Below are 4,846 nucleotides of genomic sequence, written 5' to 3'. Positions count from 1 at the left end.
GCTCAGGCGTGCGGGCCAGCTGCCCCGATTGCCATGTCCCCCATGAATGGACCCACAAGATCGCCCGCAAGATGCAGGCCTCGAAGGAGGTCTGGGGCAAGATCTTCGGCACCATCTCGACACGCCAGAAATTCCTCGACCACCGGCTGGAGCTCGCCAAGCATGAATGGGCGCGGCTGAAGGCAAACGACTCGCTGGAATGCCGTAACTGCCATTCCACCGTCGCGATGGACTTCACCAAGCAGACGCGCCGGGCAGCCGAGATCCACAGCCGCTTCCTGATTCCGAAGGAGAAGACCTGCATCGACTGCCACAAGGGCATCGCCCATCTCCTGCCCGACATGACCGGTATCGAGCCCGGCTGGAAGGAAGCCCCGGAGCTCCAGGGCAAGGGCAGTGCCTCCTGGCATGGGCCAGAGCGGGAATTGCGCGCCTATCTCGCCAGCATCGAGACGCGCTGAACAGACAGAGAGACCATCGAAGGGCCTGATCGCGGCGCGATCCTGGAGCGTTCCCGCGACAGTTCGAATGGCAGAACAGCCCGCCCGCCGTGCTGTTCAGGGCTTGGACCCGACACAGATATCCTTCAACGCCTGCCATTCCACATCGGTGAGGATCGCCGGTCCGGTCGTCGGGCGGTCGAGGCGCTTCATGCGGTCCAGCCGCTCGGCGCTGAGCGGATGGCTGTCCAGGATCGTGCCGCGGCTGTCGCTGCCGGTGATCCGCACGAGGAACTCACCCAGGGCAGCCGGCGATCSCCCGAGCCCGGTCATCGCCGCAACCGCAAAATCATCCGCGCCGCTTTCCGCATCACGCGAATGCGACGCGTCGAGGATCGAGCGGGCGCCAAAGATCACTGCGCCGCTGCCGGTGATATCGCCGAACAGCAAGCCAATCAGAAAGGACGTGCCCCCGGTTTGAATCAATTGGCGAAGGCCGTCGCGACGATGGGCATGGCCCAGCTCATGCGCAATCACGCCAGCAATCTCGTCAGGATTCTGCGCCTTCTGCAGCAGCCCTTCGAACAGATAGATCTTGCCGCCCGGCAGTGCGACGGCATTGGGAATGGCCGATGACAGAACCTGCGCTTCCATCGGACTGGAAACGCCTCCTGCCTCCCTCAGCCTGTCCACCATCTTCGCGAAGGCGCGCTGTCCCGCCGGCTCGGCGCAGACATGGCCACCCATGAGTGCACGCACCTGCTTGTCCACGGCATCGCCCAGACGCTTCTCCGCCGCTATGGGGACCAGTGGCGCAAGCCGGTCGGCGAGGAGCGGAATGCCGTAAAGCGTGATCAGCAGGATCGAACATGCGGCGGCCAGCGACCATCCGACGATGCGCCAGGTCTGGCTGCCGCCGCTTGCGAGATCGAGCGCTCCGCAACGGGCAAGCAGTGTCTGCGCCGTCGCCTCGTCCGCGACCTCCAGCCGGGCGAGAGGCAGGGCCGACACGGCACTCAAGCGCAGGGTAGCTTGTCCGTCCGCCCGGCGAATGTCGTCATAGGGCCAGGACGCGATGACGAGGTCATCCTCGGCGATCTCAAGCTTGCGCGAAAACCGCAGCGCGACCCGGCGCTTGCGGTTGGAGCTGYCGTCGAAGAAGACGGCTGGATGTTCGGACTGCCCGTTCGAAGTCATGATGCGGGATCGGTCGCACCCCGTCATAGGCCGCCAATGTCGAGGCTGTCGGCAAAGCCTTCGCCCAGCGCACCAACGGCAGCACCCTGACCGGTGACATCGTCGGCAGCAGCCAGGTTGAGCACGCTCGTCCGTCCCGCGATCTTCGCCCAGATGTCGCGGGTGAGGTAGATTCGGACCACCGCGCCGAAAGCGATCGCCGCCACCAAATAGCCCACCCCCAGAGCGAGCAAGACCAGCGGATGCTGCATGGCCACCTGAATGCGCTCCGCGCTCCCTCCTGAGAGGTAGGTTGCCCCGACGGTTACGCCCACCAACCACAGCCCCAGCACGAGCACCAGCAAGAGCGACCAGCCGACGACTTTCCAATAGCTGCTGATCAAGTCGCTCCGCTCGAGATCGGAGCGGAACGCCACGTCACCGAAACGAATACCCGAGACCCACCAGCGCCATTCGATCGCTTTGTACGCGCCATAGAGAAACGGCAGCGGGATCAGGAGCACCGCCGCCGGCAAGGCCAGAAGCCAGAGGAACCAGGCCTGCTTGAAGAAGTCGCTGCCGGTTCCCTCGAACCGGCCCTGCAATGTACCATAGGAGGTATGGCGCATCTTRAAGCGTTCGAGTGCCGCCTGCCGCCACGGCAAGGCCAGTCCGGCGGTCAGCAGGACCAGCAGAGACCATGATCCGGCGCGCCAGCTATAGCCCCAGCCCGATCCGCCCATCCCGAATCGCAATCCGCGCCAGACCGTGCGCGTGACCCGGTAACGTCGCGCGCGGTAGAGCGCGAATTGTGAAAACAGATAGAGGAACAAGAACAGCGGAATGCCGGCCAGCGTGTCGATTCCTCCGGCTTCGGGGCCACCGAGAAAAGAGATCAGAAGGAGCGGCACCAGGAAGCCGACCAGATAGCCCGGCACCAGAATGGCCATCGCGATCAGGAAGCCGATCAACAACTCCTTGGCTCGGCCGGTATATTCCACGGGGTCGCCGCCGACCGAGGTATTCGACCACAAATGCCGTCGGATATCGGTTGCAAGCCAGAACCGGTAGAAGCCGAGCGTGACCAGCTCCAGCAATGCGCCGCGCGTCACCAGCCGCCGGAACACTGGTCGCTCACTGGAAAACATCACCCGGTCGACCCGCGGCGTGGCAAGGTGCGAGGTTGTCTGGTGCATGGCGAAGCTCGCTATCACGTCAGATTCGACGGAAACTTGTCCGGCACATCCATAGCAGCTGCGTCAGCCGCCGAAATAGCCACAACCGTGAGTTTAGTCAGGAATTTATATGACAGGTTAATCTAGCGCTGACGTAGCGTCTGAGCGGGTTCAAGCGACACTCCGGGGCTCCACAGCAGGCAGCCGCCTGGCAGCGATCCGATCGAGAATGGCGCGGTCTCGTCGGAAGACAGACGCGCTGAACAGGCTCAGGCCGCTTGAAGCGCTCCGCGCGCTGCGAGATGGATGCCCGCCAGCATGCAGCGCACCGAGCCACCGGCGAGTTCGATGGTCGGCACGTCGAGCGGCAGCAGGGTCGCAAGACCCTCCAACGTCGCACGCTGCTCCGGGCGCAGAGCCTGCAAGGCGCGTGACGACAGCGCCACGACGCGACCGTTGCTGCCCTGCAGCTCGATTGCATTGCCGGCGAACGCGTTGATCTGCCCGTGGTCGAGATCGATGATGATGCGCCCCTGGGCCAGTCGCTCCGCAATCTCGTTCCGGCGCGCCGCATCGCGAATGGTGGCCAGCCCGATCAGGCAGAAATCCGTGCCGACGCACATCAGGACATTGGTGTGATAGATCGCCCGGCCCGCCGCATCGACCGCATCGAAGACCACCGGCTCGAAATTGAAATGCGTGCAGAAGCGCTCCAGCGCCACCTCGTTGGTGCGGTTCGAACGCGCGGCATAGGCGACACGCTCGATGTGATCGAGCACCATCGCGCCGGTGCCTTCGAGATAGACCCCGTCCTGCTCCAGCCCGGAATAGTCGATCACGTCCTGGACGCGATAGCGATGCTTCAGCATCTCGATGACGTCGTGCCGCCGCTCCTTGCGCCGGCTCGGCGAGAACATCGGATAGAGCGCAACATGGCCCCCGGAATGGGTCGAGAACCAGTTGTTCGGGAAGACGGAATCCGGCGTCGCGTTGCCCTCGTCCTCGAAGAGATGCACGGCGATGCCGGCTTCCTCCAGCCGCGCCGCAGCACGCGTCACTTCACGATGCGCTTCGGCGGCGATGGCGGCGGCGCTGCGCGCAGCATCGGTGCCCTGAAAGAGATTATCGGCGGCCGTCGCCGGGTTCGGGCTGAAGTGATGCGGACGGATCATCACGACGCTGCGCGCCGCCTGGACGGAGAGCTTTTGCATCATCGCGCCCCGAGAAACGCACGAGGAGCAGCGACCGGCGCGCTCAGCAGGCCGAACAGGTTGCGCGGATCTTCCGGCTCGGTGAGGAGGTCGATCTCGTCATAATAGTCGGTGCCCTCGACCTGATCGCGCAGATAGCGCAGGGCCGAAAAATCCTCCGTGGCGAAGCCGACGGAATCGAAGATGGTGATCTGGTCCTCGGTGCGGCGCCCCTTGGTCTCGCCGATAATCACGCGCCAGAGCTCCGTGACCGGGAAATCCGGCTCCATCTGCTGGATCTCGCCTTCGATCCGGGTCTGCTCTGGAAACTCGACGAAGACATCGGCGCGCAGCAGGATGTCGCGCTGCAGTTCGGTCTTGCCGGGGCAATCGCCGCCCACCGCGTTGATGTGCACGCCGGCCCCGACCATGTTGTCGGAGAGGATCGTCGCCTTGAGCTTGTCGGCGGTGACGGTGGTGATGATATCGGCGCCAAGCACGGCCGCTTCGGCGCTGCTCGCTACCTCGATCTCAAGCCCGTGCCCCGCGAGATTGGCCCTGAATTTCGCGGTCGCAGCCGGATCGATATCATAGACCTGCAATCGCCGGATGCCGTTCAGCGCCTTGAAGGCCAGCGCCTGGAACTCCGACTGGGAGCCGAGGCCGATGATCGCCATCACCGCGGCATCCTCACGGGCGAGATAGCGGGCGGCGACGGCCGAGGTCGCCGCGGTCCGTAGCGCCGTGGTGATCGTCATTTCGGAGAGCAGGCGCGGATATCCGGTCTCGACATCGGAGAGGACGCCGAAGGCCGTCACCGTCTGCAGGCCGGTGCGCGTGTTCTTGGGGTGGCCGTTGACATATT

The 4,846-nt window shown here is 64.4% G+C and carries 5 protein-coding genes; 1 reads left to right on the top strand and 4 read right to left on the bottom strand.

All coding sequences use genetic code 11. The features are described from left to right. On the top strand, positions 1-461 hold a 461-nt coding region (locus tag AC1DW9_RS36165), incomplete at its 5' end, for a NapC/NirT family cytochrome c (protein WP_476855383.1). Between the two features lie 96 nt (positions 462-557). Here AC1DW9_RS36165 and AC1DW9_RS36160 read toward each other — a convergent pair. From AC1DW9_RS36160 to AC1DW9_RS36145, 4 genes are all read right to left on the bottom strand, one after another. Further along, positions 558-1,637, bottom strand: a complete 1,080-nt coding sequence (locus tag AC1DW9_RS36160) for a M48 family metallopeptidase (protein ID WP_476855382.1) — start codon at positions 1,635-1,637, stop codon at positions 558-560. Positions 1,638-1,660: 23 nt separating this feature from the next. Then, complete coding sequence (locus AC1DW9_RS36155; protein WP_441508998.1) at positions 1,661-2,812, bottom strand: YjgN family protein; 1,152 nt, start codon at positions 2,810-2,812, stop codon at positions 1,661-1,663. 248 nt (positions 2,813-3,060) lie between these two features. Further along, positions 3,061-4,002, bottom strand: coding sequence for a citrulline utilization hydrolase CtlX (gene ctlX, locus AC1DW9_RS36150; protein WP_441490407.1), 942 nt, complete (start codon positions 4,000-4,002; stop codon positions 3,061-3,063). Then, positions 4,002-4,846 (bottom strand): ornithine cyclodeaminase (locus tag AC1DW9_RS36145; RefSeq protein ID WP_476855381.1); only part of this gene is annotated, 845 nt, incomplete at its 5' end. The genes AC1DW9_RS36145 and ctlX, both read right to left, overlap by 1 nt.

It is taken from the genome of Allobosea sp. P4_E12 (assembly GCF_056401655.1).
Note: the sequence above shows the minus strand (reverse complement) of the source record. Positions and strands in the feature narration are given on the sequence as shown.

Excerpts from the sequence above, each read along its gene's own strand:
- ctlX (WP_441490407.1), bottom strand. The coding sequence starts at position 4,002 with ATGCAAAAGCTCTCCGTCCAGGCGGCGCGCAGCGTCGTGATGATCCGT.